19 protein-coding genes are annotated in these 23,356 nt (G+C 53.6%); 10 read left to right on the top strand and 9 right to left on the bottom strand.

Annotated features, from left to right (window positions below; translation table 11 throughout):
• Positions 1-57: 57 nt before the first annotated feature.
• The 8 genes from AC1W8Y_RS07590 to AC1W8Y_RS07625 form a co-directional block, all read right to left on the bottom strand.
• Complete coding sequence (locus tag AC1W8Y_RS07590; protein ID WP_482013988.1) at positions 58-1,167, bottom strand: CaiB/BaiF CoA transferase family protein; 1,110 nt, start codon at positions 1,165-1,167, stop codon at positions 58-60.
• Positions 1,167-2,840 (bottom strand): acyl-CoA dehydrogenase family protein, encoded by a 1,674-nt coding sequence (locus AC1W8Y_RS07595; protein ID WP_482013871.1) that lies wholly within the window; start codon positions 2,838-2,840, stop codon positions 1,167-1,169. Before AC1W8Y_RS07595 ends, AC1W8Y_RS07590 begins: the two co-directional genes overlap by 1 nt.
• Positions 2,837-3,691: a formyltetrahydrofolate deformylase gene (gene purU / locus AC1W8Y_RS07600; protein ID WP_482013872.1), complete on the bottom strand. Its 855-nt coding sequence runs from the start codon at positions 3,689-3,691 to the stop codon at positions 2,837-2,839. The genes AC1W8Y_RS07595 and purU overlap by 4 nt, the downstream gene beginning before the upstream one ends.
• Positions 3,667-4,785, bottom strand: a complete 1,119-nt coding sequence (locus tag AC1W8Y_RS07605; protein WP_482013873.1) for an NAD(P)/FAD-dependent oxidoreductase — start codon at positions 4,783-4,785, stop codon at positions 3,667-3,669. The genes purU and AC1W8Y_RS07605 overlap by 25 nt, the downstream gene beginning before the upstream one ends.
• A gap of 16 nt (positions 4,786-4,801) precedes the next feature.
• The gene (locus AC1W8Y_RS07610; protein WP_482013874.1) at positions 4,802-5,353 is read right to left on the bottom strand and encodes a flavin reductase family protein; all 552 of its coding nucleotides are present in this window, start codon (positions 5,351-5,353) and stop codon (positions 4,802-4,804) included.
• A 2-nt stretch (positions 5,354-5,355) separates the two neighbouring features.
• Positions 5,356-5,988, bottom strand: coding sequence for a pyridoxamine 5'-phosphate oxidase (gene pdxH / locus AC1W8Y_RS07615; protein ID WP_482013875.1), 633 nt, complete (start codon positions 5,986-5,988; stop codon positions 5,356-5,358).
• Between the two features lie 87 nt (positions 5,989-6,075).
• On the bottom strand, positions 6,076-6,732 hold the full coding sequence (locus AC1W8Y_RS07620; RefSeq protein WP_482013876.1) for a gamma-glutamylcyclotransferase: 657 nt from the start codon (positions 6,730-6,732) through the stop codon (positions 6,076-6,078).
• 11 nt (positions 6,733-6,743) lie between these two features.
• Positions 6,744-7,952, bottom strand: a complete 1,209-nt coding sequence (locus tag AC1W8Y_RS07625) for an MFS transporter (protein ID WP_482013877.1) — start codon at positions 7,950-7,952, stop codon at positions 6,744-6,746.
• Positions 7,953-8,081: 129 nt separating this feature from the next.
• Between AC1W8Y_RS07625 and AC1W8Y_RS07630 the strand changes: the two genes are divergently transcribed.
• The 4 genes from AC1W8Y_RS07630 (at position 8,082) to AC1W8Y_RS07645 (ending at position 11,098) form a co-directional block, all read left to right on the top strand.
• Complete coding sequence (locus AC1W8Y_RS07630; protein WP_482013878.1) at positions 8,082-8,924, top strand: tRNA threonylcarbamoyladenosine dehydratase; 843 nt, start codon at positions 8,082-8,084, stop codon at positions 8,922-8,924.
• Complete coding sequence (locus tag AC1W8Y_RS07635) at positions 8,912-9,583, top strand: RraA family protein (RefSeq protein ID WP_482013879.1); 672 nt, start codon at positions 8,912-8,914, stop codon at positions 9,581-9,583. The genes AC1W8Y_RS07630 and AC1W8Y_RS07635 overlap by 13 nt, the downstream gene beginning before the upstream one ends.
• Positions 9,584-9,663: 80 nt before the next feature.
• Complete coding sequence (locus tag AC1W8Y_RS07640) at positions 9,664-10,689, top strand: hydroxyacid dehydrogenase (protein ID WP_482013880.1); 1,026 nt, start codon at positions 9,664-9,666, stop codon at positions 10,687-10,689.
• A 4-nt stretch (positions 10,690-10,693) separates the two neighbouring features.
• Positions 10,694-11,098: a DUF2306 domain-containing protein gene (locus AC1W8Y_RS07645; RefSeq protein ID WP_482013881.1), complete on the top strand. Its 405-nt coding sequence runs from the start codon at positions 10,694-10,696 to the stop codon at positions 11,096-11,098.
• 20 nt (positions 11,099-11,118) lie between these two features.
• Here AC1W8Y_RS07645 and uvrA read toward each other — a convergent pair whose 3' ends face one another.
• Positions 11,119-16,740, bottom strand: a complete 5,622-nt coding sequence (gene uvrA / locus AC1W8Y_RS07650) for an excinuclease ABC subunit UvrA (RefSeq protein ID WP_482013882.1) — start codon at positions 16,738-16,740, stop codon at positions 11,119-11,121.
• Positions 16,741-16,836: 96 nt separating this feature from the next.
• Here uvrA and AC1W8Y_RS07655 point away from each other — a divergent pair, with 96 nt between their 5' ends.
• The 6 genes from AC1W8Y_RS07655 (at position 16,837) to AC1W8Y_RS07680 (ending at position 23,354) form a co-directional block, all read left to right on the top strand.
• Positions 16,837-16,968 (top strand): hypothetical protein, encoded by a 132-nt coding sequence (locus AC1W8Y_RS07655; RefSeq protein WP_259673308.1) that lies wholly within the window; start codon positions 16,837-16,839, stop codon positions 16,966-16,968.
• A 55-nt stretch (positions 16,969-17,023) separates the two neighbouring features.
• Positions 17,024-18,046, top strand: coding sequence for a glycosyltransferase family 2 protein (locus AC1W8Y_RS07660; RefSeq protein WP_482013883.1), 1,023 nt, complete (start codon positions 17,024-17,026; stop codon positions 18,044-18,046).
• 67 nt (positions 18,047-18,113) lie between these two features.
• Positions 18,114-19,685, top strand: coding sequence for an ABC transporter substrate-binding protein (locus AC1W8Y_RS07665; RefSeq protein ID WP_482013884.1), 1,572 nt, complete (start codon positions 18,114-18,116; stop codon positions 19,683-19,685).
• A 132-nt stretch (positions 19,686-19,817) separates the two neighbouring features.
• Positions 19,818-21,389, top strand: a complete 1,572-nt coding sequence (locus tag AC1W8Y_RS07670; RefSeq protein WP_482013885.1) for an ABC transporter substrate-binding protein — start codon at positions 19,818-19,820, stop codon at positions 21,387-21,389.
• Positions 21,390-21,450: 61 nt separating this feature from the next.
• A complete protein-coding gene (locus tag AC1W8Y_RS07675; RefSeq protein WP_482013886.1) occupies positions 21,451-22,434 on the top strand; it encodes an ABC transporter permease in 984 nt (327 codons plus the stop codon).
• A 5-nt stretch (positions 22,435-22,439) separates the two neighbouring features.
• Positions 22,440-23,354: an ABC transporter permease gene (locus tag AC1W8Y_RS07680; RefSeq protein ID WP_482013887.1), complete on the top strand. Its 915-nt coding sequence runs from the start codon at positions 22,440-22,442 to the stop codon at positions 23,352-23,354.
• Positions 23,355-23,356 lie beyond the last annotated feature (2 nt).

Raw genomic sequence — 23,356 nt, forward strand, 5'->3', positions numbered from 1 at the left:
GACGTTTTTATAGGTATTGAGCGAAGCCTTAATCATATCCTGATGCGACCCCTGTGTTTACTTAAACCCCGGGGGAAGCTTGCGTAGGCTCGCTGGGGTACGGGATAACTTGATCGGCGAGCCGAGGCCTCGGTAATGTCCTTCGGTGACGACCATGTTGCGATGACGGGTGTGGGGATGTTCAAGTATTTCTTTGACATTCATGACCGGTGCTGCTGGCACCCCGGCTTTTAGCAGGGTTTGTGCAATCGTCGCGGCTTCATGACCGCTCAGCTTCTCTTCGAGAATTGCGTGCAAGGCGGGTCGGTTTTCAAGGCGATCTTGGTTGGTCGTAAAGCGCGGATCGTCGGCGAATTCTTCCGCCTGAATGACGTCAAGCAACTTTTGAAATTGCTTGTCATTGCCCACCGCAAGAAACAATTGTCCCGCGCGGGTATTCACGGTTTCATAAGGTGAGATGTTGGGGTGCGCATTGCCACTGCGGCCCGGGATATTGCCATTACCAAAGAAGTTGGCCGCATGGGGATGCAAGAGGGAGATGGCAGAATCAAATAAAGTGATGTCTAGAAACTGTCCGAGGCCGCTTCGGTGGCGCTCGTTCATGGCCATCAAAATGGCCAGTGCGGCGTTCATGCCGGTGACCATATCGACGACTGGTAAACCGATTCGTGTCGGGTCACCGTTTTTCTCCCCGTTCACGCTCATGAGGCCGCACATGGCCTGGGCGCACGCGTCATAGCCAGGCAGCCCACCGAGTGGGCCATCGCCACCAAATCCACTGATGCGGCAGTGGATCAAACCGGGGAACTCCTCTTTCAGGACGTCATAGCCCATCCCCCATTTCTCAAGCGTGCCAGGTTTAAAGTTCTCAATCATGATGTCGGCATCTGCCAGCAGCGATCGAACAAAATCTTGTCCCTCTTGCTGTGATAGATCAATCGTCAAACCCGTTTTATTGCGATTGACGCCAATGAAATAAGACGCAATGCCTGCCTCAAACGGTGGCCCCCAATGCCGAGTCTCATCGCCCTGCGGAGGTTCGAGTTTGATCACGTCCGCGCCATGATCGCCAAGAATCTGGGTGCAGAACGGGCCGCCAAGCACCCGACTGAGGTCGACAACCCGACACCCAGCCAGTGCCCCTTTTGTTTGATTTGTTTGCCACATCATATTGGCCCTCCAAGCCATTCAACGAGTCCGGGATCGGCTCGTGTGTTGTCGTTAACAGGGTCGCGTGCGCAAAGTTTTTGTTTAAGGACAAGATCGGCGAGTCGGGCTCGCATGGGCATTTGAGCCTGTTGGGCTTCCCAACGCATGCCAGCCATCGTAACCACGTGATATAAGGCGGATGCCGCTTGACGGGCGTGCTCTGTTGCCTGACCGTCGGCGCACGTTTGAGCGAACGCGAAGGCCGCTGCAATGCGCTCATCCTGCAAAGCTTTCAAATCATCAGAGACAGGCAATCCCTCTTCAAGCAATGTCTGGACGTGAGCCTGAAGTGCGGGTAACGAACCTTCTTTTTGAATCGCTCTGATGACGTCGAGTGCGACAATGTTGCTGGTCCCTTCCCAAATGGATCCTAAGTGGGCATCGCGCAAAAGGCGAGGATCCGCCCATTCTTCGATATAGCCACAGCCGCCACGCACTTCCATCGCATCGCCCGCAACTTTGCGTGCGTCACGACAAGCGCGAAACTTGATTAAAGGCGTCATGATTCGCATGAGAGGGCGCTGGGCCGGGTCGGCATCAGACGCCGCGAGGGCTTGCGCAGTCTGATAGACCATCGTGCGGGCTTGCTCAGTCGTGACCGCTATTTTTGTGAGTTGTCGTTGCATCAATGGCATGTCGATCAACCGAGTGCCAAAGGCTTGCCGCTTTTTGGCGATGTATAGCGCCTCGGTGAGCGATCTGCGCATCAGACCTGCCGCACGGACACCGTTCGATAGGCGAGAATTGTTGATCATGTCGGCCATTTGCTTGAAGCCCTGGCCTGGTTCGCCCACCAACCAAGCCGCTGCCCCGTCGAGACGTATTTCGCCGCTCGCCATCGACCGCGTGCCCATTTTGTCTTTCAAACGCAAAATCCGGTAGTGATTATGGCTACCGTCGGGCAAGTCACGCGGCAAAAGAAACAGCGACACGCCTTTTAAGCCTGGCGCTGATTCTGAACGCGCCAGCACCATGGCAAACCCGGCATCAGCATTCGAACAAAACCATTTGTCGCCCTGTAATCGCCATGAGCCGTCTTCGGCGAGGGTGGCCACCGTTTCAGTGGCGCTCACGTCAGAACCTGCGGCCTGTTCGGTCATGAACATGGCACCTTGTTGCAAGGTATCAAAATCCTGCGTCGTCACCAGGGGCAAGACTTGCTCAACGAGTTGCGGGTCGCCAAATTTGCGCAACGTTCTGGCGAGTGAATCCGTCATGCTGACTGGACAGCAAAGCCCAAACTCAGCTTGAACAAATAAATACGTCAGCGCATATTTCGCAGCGGGCGGCATGGGGGCGGGCCAGCCAAGCACCCCACCTCGGTGCGACATCGCTGCTAAACCGAACTCGCTGTAAGCAAATCGCTCAAGCTCAACATAGGCGGGGTGCTTGTTGACGTGCGAGGTATCGATCCCTGTGCGGGTACGAACCGATAGGGTGGGCGGGTTTTTATCTGCCACACCTGCGAGATCATCCAGTATTGATCCTGCGAGCGCCCCTAAATGTGTCAGGTGCGGGATCAGATGCGCATGGAGTTCATCTGGCAAATAGCAAGCGATAACACCGCGCGCGGCATCCGCTTCGAAAAGGTTGATGCCGCGAGAGTCCGGGACGGGATGCTCGGTGTTCATCTGAACACAACGGTTTTATGGTTGTTCAACAGAATCCGATGTTCGACATGGCTGAGCACGGCGCGAGACAACACACGTGATTCAATGTCGCTGCCAACTTGGGTCAGATCTTGTGCACTCATCGCGTGATCAACTCGCTGAACATCTTGTTCAATGATGGGCCCCTCATCGAGGTCGTGCGTCACGTAGTGAGCGGTAGCCCCAATGATTTTGACGCCTCTAGCATGCGCTTGATAATAGGGTCGAGCACCTTTAAAACTTGGCAGAAAGCTGTGGTGGATGTTAATTGCTTTACCTTCAAGCGCGGCGCAAAGTTCGGGTGACAGAATCTGCATGTAGCGAGCCAACACCACAAGATCGATCTGCTCGCGCTTGGCAATCGCGAGAATTTTTGCTTCTTGGTCGGCTTTGGTGGCTGGGGTGACAGGTAGGTAATGAAAAGGGATCTGGTAAGACTGCGCCATTTGCTCAAAGTCGCGGTGGTTTGAGACGATGCCCGCAATCTCAACGTTGAGTTGCTCTGAATGCACTCGAAACAGCAAATCATTGAGGCAATGGCCTTGCTTACTCACGAGGATGAGCAGACGAGATTTTTGCTTGGCATCATGAATTTGCCAGTTCATATCGTATTGAGGGCCGAGGATGAGAAAATCGGTTTTGACTAACTCAACCGACGAGCCTTGTGGCAGTTCAAAATGTACCCGCAAAAAAAACTTGTTCGTCTCAGCGTCGCCGAATTGTTGAGCATCGATAATGTTGCCCTGATGTTTAAGCAGCAAGCCGCTGACGTTGTAGACGATGCCCGTTCGATCGGGACAAGATAAGGTCAGGATGAAGTCGTTGCGATACATGTCATAGTCTCTTCTGCGATGGCCAGACTGGATGTCAGACCGGGAGATTCAATACCAAATAGGTTGACGAGGCCGGCAATCCCATGTTGTGCAGGGCCAGCGATCATGAAGTCGGCCGCGGGATCGTTGGGACCCGCAATTTTAGGTCGGATGCCACAGTAGGTTGGCGTGAGCGTATCGTCTTTCATATCGGGCCAGTAAGCTCTGACTGCGGCATAAAAGTCGTTGCACCGGGCAGGGTCGACCGAATAATCCTCTTTGTCGACCCATTCGACGTCGGGCCCGAATTTAACCTGTCCGCCCATGTCTAAGGATAAGTGAACCCCAAGCCCAGCATGGCCTGGCGTCGGGTAAATCAGTCTCGAAAAGGGCGCACGGCCCTGCAAAGAAAAGTAATTGCCTTTGCATAAGTATTCAGTGGGGATACGATCAGCCGGGATACCCTTAATCGTTCGCGCGAGGGCAGGCGCATGCAGGCCCGCAGAATTAATCAACACGTTACAGGTCAGATCCATAGGCTCTTGGCCGCCAAAGTGCAACGTGAAACCACCCTCTGGCCTGACGCTACCGCCCAGTAACGGCGTGTTGAAGACGCACTGGGCGCCCGCATTTTCGGCATCACCCTGATAGGCGAGCATTAAGGCATGACTATCGATAATTCCTGTCGAGGGTGAAAGTAGTGCCGCATGACATCTCAGCGCCGGCTCGAGCGTCTGTGCTTGCGCGGCCGTTAGTTGTTCAAGGTCGTCTACCCCATTGACCCGTGCCTTGCTCTGGATACCTGCGAGCAGAGGGATTTCTTCTTCACTCGTGGCAACAATGAGTTTGCCTAAGCGCTTGTGCGGGATTTTCTTTTCCGCACAATACGCGTAGAGCAATGTTTTACCTCTGACACACAGCTTAGCTTTGAGGCTGTTGGCGGGGTAGTAAATGCCAGCGTGAATAACTTCAGAGTTACGAGAGCTGGTGCCTGTCCCAATGCTGTCGGCTGATTCAATCAGCATGACCTCTCGTCCTGAACCTGCAAGCTCGCGGGCAACCGCCAGCCCAACCACCCCAGCGCCAATGACAATGCAATCGATATCTACACTCATGACAAATCCGTACTGATCAAGATTGTGGCTTCGAACCGGCCAGCGGCGTCGGGGTCAAATCGAAACCACCTGAATGGTAGATCAACGGCATCGCAGTGCTGTGCGAGCAATGCTCAACTTGCCCCACAAAAATAATATGATCGCCTTCGTCATACTGGCTACGATTGAAACATTCGAACCAGGCTGCAGGTTCGTCTGACAGCATCGGGGTACCACCAGGCGCCTTGGTCAACGAAACACCCGCAAATCTCTCTGGCGCCGTCCCACGAGCAAAGCGATTGGCAATCGGCATCTGGTGAGCCGCCATCACCTGAACGACATAGCGTTCGCTCTTGGTCATGGTTGCCAAAGAGGATGACGAGCGCGATAGGCTCCAGACAATCAGCGGGGGATCCAGTGATACGGCATTAAAAGAGCTGACGGTTAAACCAACCGCTGGTGCTGGCGGATCTGTGATACTGGTGGCGTCATTGATCGCGGTCGTGATGACTGTGACCCCGGTGGCAAAACGCCCAAGCGCAGCGCGAAAAAAATCAGAGTCGAACGTGGGATTGTTAGCAGTCATCATCTTTACGGGGCAAGACGCCCCATGGCCCAGTTGCCATGGTCGTCGGGGGTGTAGGTGAGGCGATCATGCAGGCGGGAAGGTCGTCCTTGCCAAAATTCGAAATAATCGGGTTTCAGTCGATACCCACCCCAGTGTTTCGGGCGGGGAGGGCGATCACCATATTGTGCCTTGATCGCCTCGGCTCTGGCAGTTAATGCTTCAATCGTGGTGGGCTGACTTTGTGCTGACGTGATGGCGCCAATACGCGAACCCAGCGGACGGCTTTGATAATAGTCTTCAGATTCTTGTTCACTGGTTTTTTCAATAAAACCTTCGATGCGAACTTCTCTCTCAAGGGCTTGCCAGAAAAACAAAAGACTGGCCCGTGGCTGAGCGGCGATCTCTAGACCTTTACGCGATTGGTAGTTGGTATAGAAAACAAAACCATTTTTGTCAGCCCCTTTTAACAGGACAATCCGGGCAGATGGCCAGCCACGGCTGTCTGCTGTCGCCAAGGTCATGGCAGTTGGCTCTGGTAGCTGGTGGCTAATTGCCTCTTTCATCCACACATCAAACTGCTCAAAGGGTGAGGATTTGGCTTGGGCCTCAAGAAGGTGACCTTTGTCGTAACTTTGTCGAATATCTGCGAGTGACATTTGTCTGACCCATGTTGAATCGATGAACGAATTCGGTGTAAGGCACTAGGATAACTCCTAGTGTACCGTGAGGCAGAGGGTCGTTTATTAGGCGTATTTTTGATGTTTCAGGCGAATTTCTGCGGCCAGCGCGCTCAGACGCTCATCGCAAACCCCTTCGGCATGAAGGGCTTCTGCGGTTTGCATGACATAGTCAACGCAGGATCCATAGGTACCATGCGCGCCCATCACGATTCGTACTTGCTCTTCATGAGACAAGCCAGACACATAAGCAGCCCCTTGGCGGTTGATGACGAACGCAAGGGCGGTGATGGGGCCTTGTTCGGTATCTGCGTTGAGCCATCGAGGGTGATAGGCACCGGTGCCCATTTCACGAAGCCACAGTGCCTCGAAGATTTTCGGGATCTGTTGATGTGAAATCCGAAATGCCATACCCCGGCAAGATCCTCCGCGATCGAGGCCAAAGACCAGCCCCGGGCATTCCGGTGTCCCGCGGTTGATGCGTGACCAGAGACACAGGGATCGGTGATAGCCACGCAAGCTGGTTAACCTTTTCTCAACAAACGCAAAGCCTGGGTTCCAGATGAGCGACCCATAGCCAAAGACCCAGACGTCTTCACCCGACGTTCTGGTTGACAGCGTGGCGGCAAGAGATGCCGCCCGCTCGTCGTCCGTCAGTCGCCGAAACGTATCGGCGGCAGGCGGCATCTTGTCGTCAATCAATGGGTCGGTGGTCACAGTCATGAATCCTGGTCTCAGATGGTGTCAGCACTAGCAATTTCTTTGCCACAGTCTTTAGTGGCCCAGCGCGCCGCCCCTAGACCGGCCGCCGTGATCCAGAACAAGGGCATCACGCCGATGACGGTGCCAAGCGCACCAAAGAGAAGCGGCAACGACACTTGTGAGGTATTGATGAGTGCCATCCTGAGCCCGAACGCCTCGCTCACTCGATCGGGCGGCGCGTGCTGCTGCATCAACGCAAGGATCCCCGGTTGGGTTGAACCGAGCGCTATCCCTAGTAAGAATGACATGGTCATCAAGACCCAAAGCGTCGAGCAAAACGGATAAAACAGAAAATTCAGACCCGCGCCAGCCATGGCCAAGTGAATAAGGCGCCAAGGGGCAAGGTATTTTTGAATCAGCGGCAGGCAAAGACGCACGCCAACCGTGGCAGTCGCAAACGACGCAATCACCACGCCGATGGTCGTGGCTGATAAACCGATGGTGACGCCGTAGATCGGCACCACAAACATGTGGGTGTCCCAGGCGCTTGAAAGTAAGACATTCGCAATAAATACTTTTTGCAAAGTTTTCATTTGAAGCAAGTCCAGTATCTGACCAGATTTCTTCGCCCTGTTGGCGGGCAACTTGATATGGGCTTGAATTAATCGCACGCGCATCCTGAACACCCAAGAGGCTGCAATACTGGGGCCGATGCCGAGTAACAGAAATACCCAGCGATGCCCCAAGTAATCGATGGCGATCCCGGCGATTAGCGGGCCAAAGAAGCCGGAAATCGAAATCATCAAAGAAAGCAACGAAAAATTACGCAAACGCTGCTCTGCACTGCCGCGGCCCACTTGACCCTGGACGGCAATGAGAAAGGTCATTTGACCGATCCCAATGCAGATGGCCGAAATAATCAGGGCGGTCAGGTCTTGCCAGATCACAGGGATCAACACACCACTGCCGACAAGAATCGAACACGTTTGCATGGGCTTGTAAGGCCCGATCGCGTCGATCAGTCGCCCTGCGCTGACGGAGAGCAACATCGGCAAGACGCCAAACACCGAAATCAGCAAACCCACTTCTAAGGTTGAGCGACCCAATTGCAACGCAGTCAGTGTGACAGCCACTCGGCCACCAGAGATTGCCATATGCACCAGCGTCACGAGAACGCACAGCGGAACTGCCCCAGGGGACACGTGCAATATTTTGGTGTGTGAAGAATTAATGTCAGTCATGCTAATTATTTGTTTCACTATTGTCGACCTGAGTCGTCTTTGTGTCGAGCCTCTACGGGAATTTTTTAGTGTGATCGTGCAAAAATGCAGCATTAGTCCTCTTAATCAGCCCTCTCGGATAGAACGCCCATGACAGATTTCTTGCCCGATACGGATGCCAAGCGCAGGTTTGGCGGTCTGACCCGTCTATACGGTGATGGTGTCGCTGCTGCATTGCGTCAGGCGAGTGTGGCGATTGTGGGCATTGGTGGCGTGGGTTCGTGGGCTGCAGAAGCATTAGCTCGAAGTGGCGTCGGTGCGTTGACCTTAATTGATCTTGATCACGTGTCTGAATCCAACATTAATCGGCAAGTGCAGGCGTTAAGTCAAACACTCGGGCAATCCAAGATCTTGGCAATGGCTGCCCGAATCGAACAAATCAATTCAGATTGTCGGCTGACGCTGATTGACGATTTTGTCAGTGCTGATAATGTGTCACAGGTGCTTGCCCCGACGCTGAGTGTGGTCGTTGATTGTGCGGATCAGATTGCCGCGAAAGTAGCCATGGTGTTGCAAGCCCGCGAGCGCAAGCAGGCACTTATTGTTTGCGGCGGGGCAGGGGGTAAAACAGATCCGTTAGCGCTGCGCAGTGGTGATTTGTCGCTCGCCACTCACGATGCGCTACTCGCTCGCTTGCGACAGGTGTTGCGTAAAGATCACCAGTTCGCCAAAGGAGGCGTGGCTGGGGGCAAGGCTTTGAAGCGGGTTGCAAAGATGGGGGTGAACGTTTTGTGGGTTGATCAGCCCACCATTTTGCCGACAGCGTGGCTCGATAACACTGCAGACGACGAGACAGCTGCGTTGCAAGGCTTGTCTTGCGCAGGTTACGGATCTAGCGTTACTGTTACTGCAACTATGGGTCTTGTTGCTGCTAATGAGGCCATCAAGCGTATTCTTTCCATGACTCACAAGGAGCAATCGTGCCTCAATTAGGTTTTCAGATCCATCCCCATCAGCACACTGCCTCGCCCGCGTTAGTTAAAAAATTTGCCGATTTCGCGGTCGCCAACATCAGCGATGTGATGAGCAGAACCAATGGCACAACGCATTTGCGACCCTTTCACAAAGGCGGCCGCCTGCTTGGCCGCGCCTTTACAGTGAAAACCGCCCCTGGTGACAACCTGATGGTTCATGCGGCCTTAAATCTGGCAGCACCGGGGGATGTCATTGTGGTGGACGCTGGGGGCGAATTACGCAATGCCATCATTGGCGAGATCATGGCCGCCGTTGCTCAGAAGCGGGGGTTGGCTGGGATCGTGATTGATGGGCCGATCCGTGATGTTGAGGCGCTTGGTAAAGGTAAGTTTCCGGTGTTTGCGCGATCCATCTCTCATCGTGGTCCGTATAAAGAAGGGCCGGGAGAAATCAATGTGGTCGTGTCGATTGATGGGATGGTGGTGCATCCAGGCGATATTATCGTGGGAGATCCTGATGGCCTTCTTGCGATCAATCCAGCGATTGCGAAAGACCTCGCCAAGCAAGTCGAACTGATCGAGAAAAAAGAGAAAGCCATGTTGGCGAGTATCGCAGCAGGCACGCTAGACCGTTCGTGGGTTGAAGCGTCCCTGAGAGCCAAAGGCGTCATTAAGTAAGATCGTCGAAGGTCAGTCACCGCATCGTTACCTGAACAACAGCCGCACCTGAGAATGTGGCGTTTTTAGTGAGATCACCATTGAATAAAAAACGGGTTGTCAGGTTTGACTTTTGGTTGAATCCTGCCTTTGACGAAAAGCTGTCTGCAGAACACGGCATTGAGTGCTCGATATTGCGGTACGCGGACAACGAGGCGCAAAACTTCAGCGCCTTGAGCAAAGCGAACGTCTACCATGTGTGTGCGGCGCGCGACGAAGTGCCATCGCAATATTGGGTGACTGAAGACCTGCTTAAAAAATGCCCCAATCTGCTGTGTGCATCGAGCTCAGGCGCCGGCTACGATCCGATTGATCTTGCCGCGTGTTCGCGCCATGGGGTCCTCGTGGTGAATCAGTCAGGTTGCAATGCAGACTCAGTTGCCGAGCATACGATGGGCTTATTGCTCTCGGTGAAACACCGCATTACGGAATCCGATCGTGTCATGCGAGCAGCTGCCTATTCGACGCGAGAAGATTTGATGGGTCGAGAAATTCGCGGCTTAACCCTTGGGTTGATCGGGCTTGGCAATATCGGCAGGCGAGTCGCGACCTTAGCCGCCGCGTTCGGCATGAAAGTAATTGCCTTCGACCCTCACCTCTCTGATAGTGAAATTTCGCAACGCGGTGCAGTCTCCATGCGTTTCGATGCGGTTCTGGCGCAGGCTGATGTGGTTTCGGTGCACTGCCCGCGGTCACCTGACACACTTAATTTGTTTAGTCGCGAACAGTTTTACGCCATGAAACGTGGCGCTGTCTTTCTGTCAACAGCGCGGGGCGGGATTCATGATGAGCAAGGGTTGTTCGCGGCATTGAACGACGGTCATTTGTCGGGTGCCGGTTTGGACGTGTGGACGATAGAGCCCCCCGCGCTGAATCACCCGCTGCTGTCGCTGCCTCAGGTGGTCGCCACTTATCACACCGCGGGTGTCACGCACGAGGCGCGCCATCATGCTGCCGTCATGGCGGCAGATCAGATTGTTGCTCTATTAAAAGGCGAACTCGCGCCCCGGATGGCGAACCCCGATGTTTGGCCGCACTTTCTTGAAAGACTTAACGCATTGAGGTAGTGACATGAACGTTCAACTGATTTGGCAGGCACCTTTTCCGATCGTGATTCATTTGTTGTTTGCGCTCAGCGCATTCGCGCTGGGGGCTTATCAATTGATTCGACCGAAAGGGACGCCAAGTCATCGACGACTGGGTTGGCTCTGGGTCGTCATGATGGTGGTGATTTCGCTTTCATCGTTCTGGATCAAAGAAGTCTGGCCAAATAGCCCGTTGATGGGCTATTCACCCATTCACCTGCTGAGCCTGTTTGTGCTGTCACAACTGGTCAGGGGGGTGTATTTCGCGCGCCAAGGCAACATTAAGATGCATCAGCGAACCATGATGTACACCTATGTCGGCGGATTGATGATTGCGGGTGCGTTTACCTTCGTGCCGGGCCGGTTGATGTATCGGCTCTTTTTCAGCTGAGATTCGAAGATGCACCCTGATCATCGTGCCAAAAAATCCTTGAGAACTTCACCCGTATGCGATCGAGCATGAGCCGCAGCAACGGCCTCTGGCGTGCCTTCGATGACCAGTTGGCCACCGCCCACCCCGCCTTCTGGACCCATGTCCAGCAACCAATCTGCTTCTGCGATGACATCAAGATTGTGTTCGATCACCACCACCGTATTGCCCGCTTCCACCAGACGATGCAACACACGGACCAGCTTCTCGACATCTGCCATTGATAGCCCGACGGTCGGTTCATCCAACACATAAAGGGTATGCGGTAGACGTGAGGCGCGACCGGTCGTGATCACCCCTTCCGTCATCCGGGCTTTGGCGAGTTCAGTGACCAGTTTGATGCGCTGAGCCTCTCCCCCCGAAAGCGTCGGCGAGGGTTGGCCCAGTGTTAAATAGCCAAGGCCAACGTCTTGCATGAGTTGCAACGGATGCCGGATGCGAGGATGGGCGGCGAAGTATTCAATCGCGTCATCGACTTCCATATTTAGGACATCACCCGCGTGTTTTTCACGCATGCGCACCGCCAATGTATCGGTATTGAAACGCGCGCCAGCGCAGGCATCGCACGGCACTTTAATGTCTGGCAAGAAACTCATTTCAAGGGTGCGCATGCCCTGTCCTTCACAAATCGGACAGCGACCGTCACCCGTATTGAACGAGAATCGTCCCGCCGACCAGCCTCTGATTCGAGACTCATTGGTATCTGCAAAAAGTTTGCGCGTGTCATCCCAGAAGCCGATATAGGTTGCGGGACAAGAGCGCGGTGTTTTGCCAATCGGTGTCTGATCCACTTCTAACACTCGGTCAAGTACCTGCCACCCCTCAATAGATTCGCAGCCCTGCCAGGCTGGCGCTTGCCGTTGCTGGATAGCTGTGTGCAGGTTATCAAGTAGTACTTCTCTGGCGATCGTTGATTTGCCGGATCCTGAAACACCCGTTACCACGGTGAGCCGACCGATCGGGAAGTGCGCATCAACGTGGCGCAAGTTATGCAGTCGGGCGCCTTTGACGGTGATGACTGGTGTTTCTTTCGTGACAGCCCGGCGCGGCTGTATTGGATGTTGCAGAGGGTGTCTGAGATAGTGGCCAGTGACTGACTCTGGCGCATCCATTAAGTCTTGTAAGGTCCCCTGGGCAACCACACGCCCCCCTCTGACGCCAGCACCAGGGCCGATGTCAATGACATGTTCGGCTCGACGGATCGTGTCGTCGTCGTGTTCAACCACCACGAGCGTATTGCCGTTGCGCTCTAGGCGGGTGAGCGCACCGAGCAAAATGCGATTGTCACGAGGATGAAGACCGATGGTTGGTTCGTCAAGCACGTAGCAAACGCCCTGCATATTCGACCCCAGCTGCGCAGCCAAACGTATCCGTTGGGCTTCACCGCCAGATAGCGTGGGCGCTGCGCGATCCAACGCCAGATAGCCCAAGCCGACCTCTTGCATGAACAATAAGCGACTGCGGATTTCGCTCAGGATGTCGCGAGCGATATCGGCCTCGCGACCTTTTGCGACCAGCGCAGTAAAAAACGTATGAGCGTCCGAGACCGGCATCGCCGCGAGTTCGGCAATCGATTTCTCGCGCCAGAGGACGGCCCTCGACACGGGATTCAAGCGCGCGCCATGACAACTCGCACAGGCAGTTGTTTCCCCTTCGTACCAGGCGTTCCAGGCGGTTTCTTCGCCCGTCTGTTCAGCATCAAATCCCTGTAACTGCAACCCGGTGCCAAAACAGCTGTGGCACCAACCGTGTTTGCTGTTGTAGGAAAACATCCGTGGGTCGGGTTCTGGGAAGCTGGTGCCGCAACTGGGGCACGCGCGCTTGACCGAAAAGTGCTGTTGTTCAAGTTGAGCATTGAGATCCGTTCGAAGGTTGCCGAGTGGCCAGACCACGCTCATGACCCCTTGTCCATGCTCGAGTGCGCTATGCACGGCTTTGCGCAGCGCTGCTTCATGCTCGGCACTGACGGTGAGGTCAGCCACAGGCAGCTCGATCGTGTGCTCTTTGAACCGATCCAGACGAGGCCACCCAGCGGTGGGGATGAAGGCCTCATCGACGCGCAGATGGGTATACCCTTTGCCGGCGGCCCATTTTGCCAAGTCGGTGTAGAAGCCTTTGCGAGCCGTGACGAGCGGCGATAAAAGCCCAATGTGATGGCCTTTATGGTCGCGCAATAACTTGGCAACGATTTGATCAGCACTTTGTGGTTCAACACTGACATGACAGGTTGGGCACATTTGTGTACCGAGCTTCATGTATAGCAAACGTAAAAAGTGGTGAATCTCGGTCATCGTGGCAACGGTTGACTTACGGCCACCTCGACTCGTTCGTTGCTCGATGGCTACTGTCGGCGGGATGCCAAAGATAGCATCGACATCTGGCTTGCCAGCGGGTTGGACGATAGCTCTCGCGTATGCGTTGAGTGATTCTAAATACCGTCTTTGCCCTTCATTGAATAGGATGTCGAACGCTAGGGTGGATTTGCCAGAACCTGATACACCGGTGATCACCGTGAATTTATCGTGTGGGATTTTGACACTGATATTTTTGAGATTATGCTCTCGAGCGTGCAGGATTTCGATGTGAGAGGCAAGACGTCTTTTTTCTTTGAACATCGTTTGTAACGGGCGACCGGTGTCTGGCTCCGACAAGGTCAATGCGTCGGCAGACGGCGCGACGGTTTGGCCGATCGCGTCTGGCGTCATGGCGGTTGCGTACTCGCGTAAAGCTTCGCCCGTGTGGGACGTCGGATGCGCCATCACCTCGTCTGGGGTACCAGAGACAATCAGTTCGCCACCCGCGTCTCCGCCCTCAGGCCCTAAATCGATAATCCAGTCAGCCGCACGGATGACGTCAAGATTGTGCTCGATGATTAGCAAGGTGTGACCCGCGCCAAGTAACTTTCTAAAGGCGCGCATTAAGCGCGAGACATCATCAAAATGCAGACCTGTCGTGGGCTCGTCAAACAGAAATAAGCTGCCTTTTTTCACCACCTTGGCGGTCGATATCCCACTTCTGGCCGCTTCAGCCAAGTGTCCTGCCAGCTTTAGACGTTGCGCTTCTCCGCCTGACAGGGTGGGCACTGGTTGTCCCAGTTTGACGTATTCGAGCCCCACATCTTCAAGTGGGGCCAATCCCAGCTGCACATCGCGCAGCCCTTTAAAGAAGTCGAGCGCCTCAGATACTGTCATGTTCAGGACAGCGTCGATAGAGGCACGACGTCCGAGATGTTCGACCTCTACCTCCCGCACTTCGGGTCTGAACCGTTTGCCATCGCAATCCGGACAGCGAATATAAACATCTGAAAGAAACTGCATCTCAACATGCTCAAACCCAGTCCCGCCGCAGGTGGGACAGCGACCATCACCACTGTTAAAACTGAACGTACCGGCGGTATAGCCACGCTCGCGGGCGAGAGGTGCTTGCGCAAAGAGTTTGCGAATCGGATCGAAGGCACCGACATAACTGGCTGGATTGGACCGTGCTGTTTTGCCGATCTGCGCTTGATCCACCATCACCACGTCAGCCAGTTGCTCGGCGCCAAGGATTCGGTCAAAGGCGCCGGGGGATTCGGTCGGCTTGCCCATGATCTTAAGTAGACCGGGGTACAGCACATCTTGAATCAGTGTGGATTTGCCTGACCCTGAAACGCCAGTCACGCAGACAAGTCGACCTAACGGGATACTGATCGAGATGTTTTTAAGATTGTTGGCGGTGACGCCTTCGAGCAGCAATCGAGGGGTATTGTCCGCGACAGGCAGCGGCCGCGGGGATTCGACTTTTAAAATGCCCCCCATATATTTACCAGTCAGTGTTTTGGCCGACTTGATGGCAGCCGGCGTGCCGTCGAAGACGATTTGGCCGCCCCGTTCGCCAGGCCCTGGCCCCACGTCGATGATCCGATCCGCCGCAATCATGACCTGCGGATCGTGCTCAACCACGACCAAGGTGTTGCCCGCAACGACAAGGCGTTGCATGACCTCAACGACGCGATGAATATCGCGTGGATGTAACCCGATAGAGGGCTCGTCAAGCACAAACAAGGTGTTGACCAGCGATGTGCCTAGCGCCGTTGTCAGATTGATCCGTTGTACTTCACCGCCCGATAAGGTTCGGCTCTGCCGGTCAAGCGTGAGATAACCTAACCCGACATCACACAGAAATTTCACTCGCGCACGGATTTCGGTCATGACCAGATCCATCGCCGCATCCATCGCACCGGTAAAACGCAAGTGATCGAAGAAGTTTCTCAGTCGCGTGATCGGCATCAGCATCAAATCTTGCACCGAGTGATCTTGCAGTTTCCATAACAAGGCATCCGCTTTCAAACGAGCGCCATGACAACTGGGGCAGGGGGTGTAACTACGGTACTTGGATAACAAAACCCTTACATGCATTTTGTAGGATTTGCTTTCAAGGTACGTGAAGAAGCGTTGTACCCCGTACCATTGCGACTTCCACGCTTGGTTGCCCCCCACCCAAGCGGGATCGCCCTGAAGCACCCAATCCTGATGCTCGGGAGGCAGGTGCTTCCAAGGTGTATTCAGCGATACATTGGCGCGCGATGCGTACTTCGCCATTTCTTCCTGACATTCTTTGTACGTCGGCGTTTGAAATACTTTGATGGCACCGCCTTCGAGTGTTTTGTTCTCGTCCGGGATGACCAAACCAAAATCAATGCCGATGACTCGACCAAAGCCGCGACAGGTTTCACAAGCACCAAGCGGGGAATTAAAAGAAAAAGTACTTGGCAAAGGATCGCTGTAACTGATGTTGCAGTCTGCGCAATGCAGCTTGTCGCTGAATTTCCAGAGGTGCGTATCTTCACCCTCATCATTCACGGCATGCACGGCCATCAGGCCATTACCCATTTTTAGCGCGATATCCAGCGCCTCCATGACACGCGACGGGTCCGCACTCGACAATCTGAATCGATCTTGCACAACGAGTAACGTACGCAACGATAGCGTCTTTGCGGCCGCCTTTTTAACGGATGCACGGGCTTTCGAAGACCCTATCGATGGCGCTGCGACGGGATTAACCGTCGCCAGGTCAGCATGAATTCGGGTGTAACCCTGTTGATCCAGAAAACCCTTGACCTCATCCTGTGTGAAATTGGCAGGGACTTGTACGGGGAAGGTGACGACAAGTCTCGGATCGCCCGTTTGTTCAGCGTTCTCGGTGATCGCTTTAAGTATCGAGCCAGTCGAATCTTTGCACACCCGCTTGCCGCAGCCACGACAATGTAACTGCGCCCCTCTCGCGAATAAGAGTTTCACATGATCGTTGAGCTCAGTCATGGTGCCAACGGTGCTGCGTGAACTGCGCACCGGATTGGTCTGGTCAATGGCGATCGCCGGCAAAATGCCTTCGATGCGATCGACCTGAGGCTTGTCCATGCGGTCTAAAAACTGACGTGCATAGGGCGAGAACGTCTCAACATATCGACGTTGGCCTTCGGCATACAGGGTATCAAACGCCAGTGAGCTCTTGCCCGACCCACTGACGCCGGTGATGACGGTGAGCTCGCCTGTGTTTAACGTGATGTCGAGGTTTTTGAGATTGTTTTGGCGTGCGCCAGTGATTTTGATCGTCGGGTTCATGGGTCAATCATAGGGGTAAAACGTGACAATGATGTCCAATCCTAGATAGGCGTGTGGATTTGGGTTACTATACTCAGTTCCCTGCTGGAGAAAGTCATGGCTTCTGAAAAAAAACGTACCCGTCGCAACACGCTCGAGCGTAAATGTTTAGGCAAGGCATTTAAGCGCTTGTTCGCCAACTCGCCCAAAGGCGTGTTTAAAATGCTTGAGAAAGTCAAGCGCGTCTAAATCGGTGATGGCAAGCACATGGTGGCAAGCACAATAAATCCCCACGGATGATGTGATGCTCGTTGACAGCGCCTTGTCTGCGATACAAGAAAAAGGCCCGGAAAAGGGCCTTTTCCTTTTTACCGTTTTTACCCCGACTTACAACCGCGCACACTTGTTGTCGCGCGTGTACGAGTCGCTCTGTGCTCAATCGTGCCGCGATTTCGAGTGGCTCATCGTGGACGATGGCTCCACGGATGATACTCGCGCTTGGGTTGAACAATGCTGCCTCATAGCGCCATTCTCGGTCCGCTACGTGTGGCAAACCAACAGCCACAAGAAAGCCGCGCTCAATCAAGGGGTAAAGCTGGCTCTGGGTGAACTATTTGTGGTGCTCGATAGCGACGACACCCTGCTGCCTGAAGCGTTGGCATCCATGCAGCGACTCTGGCACGATATCCCCGTCACTCAGAGAGGCTCGTTTTCTGCCGTCACCGGCCTGTGCGTTCGGCCCGATGGTTCGATTGTGGGTGACTCGTACCCCGCCGACGTCATCGATAGTACCCCCATGGAGATGATTCTCAGGTATCAGGTAAAAGGTGAAAAGTTCGGTTTTCAGCGAACTGAAGTCATGCGTCAATACCCATTTCCTGAGGATGTATCGGGTTATTTGCCAGAAAGCATCATTTGGTGGCGAATCGCCAAGGCAGGCTACAAAACGCGTTTTGTTAATGTCGTGCTGAGAACCTATTACGACTCGCCTGATTCGATTACGCGTGGCGACGATCAGGCCGTGTCGTCAGATGCGAGCATTCAAGGCTTGCGTGCATTGGCACATGACACGTTGACCCATCATTTGAATTGGTTTTGGATCCGACCGATGGCCTTTGTGCTGGCAGCGGCACGGCACACGAGATTTTCGCTGAGAGCAAAATGGCTAGGTAGCGATCTCACTAAAACGACAGAACCTATCGGGCAAATGACTGTTTGCGCAGATCCCTATCAAGTCAGACGGCCTCTGGCTGTGGTCTTGATCGTTGTGACCTACCCACTGGGCTTCGCGCTCTACCTGAGAGACCGACTGCGCCGCGCAAAGTGACTCATGACGTTTGACCATTAGCTGGCAGTAGGGCAATATCCGCATTGGTGATTTCTCTTAGGGGTTGATGATGCGGTGGCTTTCTGTAGCAGGCGCCTTATTGCTCTGCGCATTGACGACGACGACCGGCGCGGCGTCATTCAAGTGGGCCAGCCAGGGTGATATTTTGACGCTCGACCCCTACGCGCTGAACGATAGCTTAAGCATTGAAGCCAATTTGTGGGTCTATGAACCCCTGGTGAGGGCGGATGAGCATTTTCGACCAGCACCTGCACTCGCGGTCTCGTGGCAGCAAGTCACCCCCACGCTTTGGCGGTTTAAGCTGCGTGAGGGGGTAAGCTTTCAGGATGGTACGCCGTTTACCGCTGAGGATGCCGCGTTTTCAATCCAGCGGGCCTTGGCCCCATCTTCACAATACAAATCCTATGCCGCCGGCGTTAAAGAGGTGAAGGCCGTTGATCCTTTGACGCTCGAAGTCACGTTGTTCGCCCCTAATCCGGTTTTTCTGCAGCAACTCATGGTGCTGGGCATGATGAGTAAAGCGTGGTGTGAGACCCACCGTGCTACGGTGCCACAGAACTTGTCAGGGCGAGAAGAAACTTTCGCGTCGCAAAACGCGATGGGGACAGGGCCCTTCATGCTTAAGTCACGCGAGGTGGATGTTAAAACCGTCTACGTCGAGAACCCGAATTGGTGGGGCAAGTCAACTAAAAAGGGTAACGTCACTGAGATTGTCTACACGCCGATCAAACAGGATGCGACTCGCAGTGCCGCCTTATTGTCTGGTGAGTTGGATTTTGTGCTGGATCCGCCTCCGCAAGATTTGGACCGGATGCGCAAACAGGTCAAGGTGCTCGATGGTAACGAATACCGCACCATCTTTATCGGCCTGGACCAAGGGCATGCTGAGCTGAAATATAGCAACCTCAAAGGGGTGAACCCTTTCAAAGACAAGCGCGTTCGAGAAGCGCTCTATCGGGCAATCGACATTCAAGCAATACATAAATTTGTCATGCGAGGCGTCTCCGCCCCGACAGGCACGATGATCGCCCCTCAGGTTCATGGCTGGTCTGCCGAGTTGGCTCGACGGGTGCCGTATGACTTGAACAAGGCAAAAGCCCTGTTAACCGAGGCAGGTTATGGGGATGGGTTTGAGTTAACGCTGGATTGTCCTAATAACCGCTACATTAATGATGCCATCATTTGTCAAGCTGTAGTCGCCATGTGGGCCAAAATAGGCGTTCGCACGAAACTCAACGCCATCCCCAGAGGGCCTTTTTTTTCAAAACTCGCGAAGTTTGACACGAGCGCCTACTTATTGGGTTGGGGGGCACCTACATTCGATGCCTACAATTCGCTTGAAGCTTTAATTCACAGCCGATCAGACGGGGCTGTGGGGGATATTAATTACGGTTTCTATCAAAATGCTGAGGTCGATCGGCTCATTGACGCCATCAAAATCGAGACAGATCTTGAAAAACGAGACGAAATGATCCATCAGGCATTGGCAATTTTTGCACAAGAGTTCGGTTCTTTGCCTTTGCATGATCAGGTTATTCCTTGGGCCATGCAAAAAAACATTAACTTGATCCATCGTGCTGATAACCGTCCAGTCATGGATTGGGTCACTGTCGACTAAAACGCCTCATCCAGCAAGGCTAAGCGAATCTTATCTAAGGATCAAAGTTATACGCCATATAGCGTATAAACCGATTGACGACCTAGGTGAAGTCAGGCACTATTGAGCCGTAATATTACTTAGGAGTTGGTTATGTTTCGCCTGTTAGTCGCTGTAGCAGCGTTCGTCATTGCAGCAGCTGGCGCACCTGCTCATGCCAAGACCCTAAGATACGCGACTCAGGGGGATATTCTGACGCTTGACCCTCATTCGCAGAGCGATGGGCTGAATTTAGGGGTCAATCTTTGGGTCTATGAGCCCTTAGTCCGGGCGGATGATGATTTCGAACCCGCCCCCGCACTGGCTGTGTCATGGGAGCAAGTGTCCCCCTTGCGTCTGCGCTTAAAAATGCGGGAAGGGGTTAAATTTCAAGATGGTAGTCCCTTTACCGCCGAAGATGCCGCTTTTTCAATTAAGCGCGCCTTGGCACCGACCTCACAGTACAAAGCCTATGTTTCTGGTATCCGAGAGGCTAAGGCGATTGATCCTCTTACCTTAGAAATCCAGTTATCAGAGCCAAACCCGGTCATTCTGAAGCAATTGACCGTTTTAGGGATGATGAGCAAAGCTTGGGCCGAGGCGCACGACGCGGTTTTGCCGCAGAACTATGCCAAACATGAAGACAGCTATGCCTCGCGTCATGCGATGGGTACGGGTCCCTTTGTACTAAAGTCGCGCGAGCCTGACGTCAAAACGGTTTATGTCGAGAATCCGAACTGGTGGGGTAAGCCGACCAAGAAGGGTAACGTCACTGAAATCGTTTACACGCCGATCAAAAATGGCGCCACTCGAACAGCGGCCCTGCTTTCTGGCGAGCTCGATTTAGTGCTGGACCCAGCGCCACAGGATCTGGATCGTCTCTCTAAACAGTTGAAGATCGTCGAGGGTAATGAGACACGCACGATCTATATCGCCCTGGATCAAAAAAATGAAGAGCTAGCGTACAGCAGCGTCAAGGATGCCAATCCGTTTAAAGATATTCGGGTGAGAGAAGCACTGTACCGTGCCATTGATATTCAGGCGATCAAAAAAAATATCATGAAAGGGTCATCCCAGCCGACCGGTGCCATGATTGCGCCTCAGGTACACGGGTGGACGAAAGAGATGGATCAGCGAGTCCCCTTCGATCTCAATCGAGCAAAGCAACTCATGAAAGAAGCGGGTTACGAAAAAGGGTTTGACCTCACGCTTGATTGCCCCAATGACCGTTATATCAACGATGCTGACATTTGCCAGGCCATCGCTGGCATGTGGGCCAAAATTGGCGTCAACACCAAGCCCAATGCCATGCGCCGAAGCCTTTTCTATCCCAAAGTGTTGAAGTTGGATACCAGCGCCTATTTGTTTGGTTGGGGTGTTCCCACGTTTGACAGTTACTACACCCTTCAAGCCCTGGTGCACACCGTTGGTGAGGGCGCAGACGGCGAGTTTAACTATGGACGCTACTCCAATCCGAAAGTAGATGCCTTGATCGATGACATCAAAGTTGAATCGAATGCACAGAAGCGCGACGACATGATCCATGAGGCATTTGCGATCTTTGCCAAAGAATTTGGCTCGCTGCCTTTGCATAATCAAGTGATCCCTTGGGCGATGCAGAAAAACATCAAGTTGACCCACCGTGCAGACAACCGACCTGTCATGGATTGGATTGTTGTCGAGTAAGCATGAGGGGTTGAATGCGTGCTGGCCAGATCGTCTGGCTAGCTCAGGTTGGTAAGGTCTTATGATCGCTTTCATTCTTCGTCGAGTTGTGCAGTCTGTGGGCGTGATGTTGGCAGTGGCTTTGGTCGCCTTCATCATGTTTAAGTCCGTTGGCGATCCGGTGATGTTGATGCTGGCGCAAGATGCCTCAGAGCAGGATCGCGTTGCCCTGCGCGAAGAGCTTGGGCTAAATGACACACCGGCTGTTCAGTTCTATCATTTTGTTTACGACGCAGTTCGCGGTGATTTTGGTTATTCGTTGCAACACGGGCAGAAAGTATCCACGCTGTTGCGCGAAAGAGTGCCTGCAACGCTCGAGTTGTCTTTTGTCGCCTCGCTGATTGCCCTGTGCGTGGGGCTGCCACTAGGCGTCTACACCGCCCTGCGTCGCAACTCATTTTTGTCGCAGGCCTTACGTGTGCTCTCTTTGCTGGGGGTTTCACTCCCGACGTTTTTGAAAGGGATTCTACTGATCTTGGTCTTCTCGGTGTTTTTGAGATGGTTGCCCAGTTTTGGCCGCGGAGAGGTCGTGCGAATCGGGTTTTGGTCGACGGGTTTACTGACACGAAGTGGTTGGTCGCATTTGATATTGCCGGCCATTACTCTCTCTTTCTTTCAAATGACTTTGGTGCTTCGTCTCGTGCGCGCTGAAATGCTTGAGGTGCTGCGCAGCGATTACATCAAATTCGCGCGTGCCCGAGGGTTGACCAAACGAGCGATTCACTACCGGCACGCATTGAAAAACACTTTGATTCCTGTCATCACGGTGCTTGGATTGCAACTCGGGGGTATCATCGCTTTTTCGATTGTCACTGAAACCGTTTTTCAATGGCCTGGTATGGGATTGCTGTTCATACAGGCGGTGCAATTTTCAGACATCCCCGTCATGGCGGCTTATCTTTGCCTGATCTCGCTGGTGTTTGTCCTGATCAACCTGGTGGTCGATCTTTTATATGTTGTGATTGATCCGCGGCTGCGGCTGTCGAACGAAACCAGGCGCGGATAGAAATCATGCAAAACATCCTCTCACAACTCTGGGAAAGTGACTTCGTCTGGTCCTGGAGAAAATCATGGGTTGCGATCGTTGCAACGGTGGTTTTGCTGATGCTCTTGATCAGTGCCGTCGGGGCGCACTGGATAGCCCCTTACGACCCCTTTGACTTATCGACAATTGAATTGCTTGATGCACTCAAACCACCGGCTTGGACTGGCGAGGGGACGTTGCAGCACGTGCTTGGGACTGATGGGCAAGGTCGAGATGTATTGTCTGCGTTGATGTACGGCACTCGAGTGTCTCTCGCCATTGGTCTTGCCTCAGTCCTGCTTGCCATGGTCATTGGCATCGCCCTCGGCTTGTTCGCTGGTTATGCTGGGGGCACAATTGACGCACTCATCATGCGGTATGTTGATCTGCAATTGTCCTTTCCTGCAATCTTGATTGCGCTGATGGTAGACGGCCTCGCGCGAACTTTGGTCCCTGCAAAATTGCATGACTTTATTAGCTATCCCGTGCTGGTTGCAGCGATCGCGCTGGCGGGTTGGCCGCAGTATGCCCGAACGGTACGCGGGCTGACCTTGGTTGAAAAGGGCAGAGAGTATGTGCAAGCGGCACGGGTAACAGGAATCTCAACGAGAAAAATCATGTTCACCCATGTTTTGCCCAACGTGATGGGGCCTGTCATTGTGTTGATTACTTTGCATCTGGCGACCGCCATCATGACCGAGGCTACGTTGTCATTTCTGGGGGTAGGGGTGCCTGTGACATCACCTTCGCTTGGTACGCTCATTCAGATTGGCAATGACTTTTTGTTTTCAGGGGAGTGGTGGATTACGACCTTTCCTGCTCTTGTCCTCGTGTTGCTTGTCTTGTCCGTCAATCTGATGGGCGATTGGCTGCGCGATGTGCTGAACCCTAGATTGAGTTGACC

The organism is Jezberella sp., assembly GCF_964834465.1.